This window comes from Paenibacillus helianthi (genome assembly GCF_001909055.1).
Lineage (GTDB): Bacteria > Bacillota > Bacilli > Paenibacillales > Paenibacillaceae > Paenibacillus_AQ > Paenibacillus_AQ helianthi.
In genome coordinates this window covers 1-810 of the sequence record NZ_LVWI01000015.1, presented here as the reverse complement: position 1 = coordinate 810, position 810 = coordinate 1, and the positions used below count along the sequence as shown (strand labels likewise).

Below are 810 nucleotides of genomic sequence, written 5' to 3'. Positions count from 1 at the left end.
TGGAAGGTTTGAAAATCGGTGGTGTACGCGAGTCCGATGGTCGGCCCGTGATAGCCGTTGCACCAGGAAATATAGTAACGGTCATCGATCTTGCAGACCCGGGGATCATAGCGGTATTCCCGTTTGATGACCTCTTCGTCCCCTTGGAAAACAATCGGTTCATGCTGGATAGTCCAATTCACCCCGTCCTCGCTGAAGCCTGCAAAGATATCCATGCTGACCGATTTCGAATCGCAGCGGAAGACGCCGGCGAACCCTTCCCCAAAAGGGACGACCGCCGAATTAAACACACTGTTGGAATTCGGGATAGCATCCCGGTGAATGATCGGATTGGCCGAATATCTCCATACGGGTGCGCTGGTGGCTGCCGGTTTCTCCTCCCAAGGGATAGTTGACAGGTTTTCTCCAATAATCGTACTCATGTTCATGTCTCCTTTTCATCTAAAAAAGTAATGTACTCCATCTTGTCATCCATACCTGAAATCACTTAGAGAATTCCTTCCTGCATCGCCCGCCAGATCAGTTGGGAGAATAGGCTGTTCGACCAGGCGAACCAGCTGCGGGTGAACACGGAGGGGTCGTCCGCATGGAAGCCTTCGTGCATGAAGCCGGTATCGGCGTCCGTTGCCTCCAGCATGCTAATCACCGCCAACTTCTCTTCCTTCGTGTCCGCCGTGATCCCTTGCATCGACAAGGCCATATGCCAGATATAGTTCTTCGGTGTATGCGGACTGCCGATGCCTTTGGCTGCAGTTCCTTCATAATAGAACGGATTTTCTGTACTGAGCGCAAACCGTCTCGTGTTCTGAT

General features: G+C 52.0%; 2 protein-coding genes. Both read right to left on the bottom strand.

Going from position 1 to position 810, the window contains the following annotated elements:
- Positions 1-422 (bottom strand): glycoside hydrolase family 130 protein (locus tag A3844_RS06640; protein WP_482811708.1); only part of this gene is annotated, 422 nt, incomplete at its 3' end.
- A gap of 65 nt (positions 423-487) precedes the next feature.
- On the bottom strand, positions 488-810 hold a 323-nt coding region (locus A3844_RS06635; RefSeq protein ID WP_143192026.1), incomplete at its 5' end, for a glycoside hydrolase family 125 protein.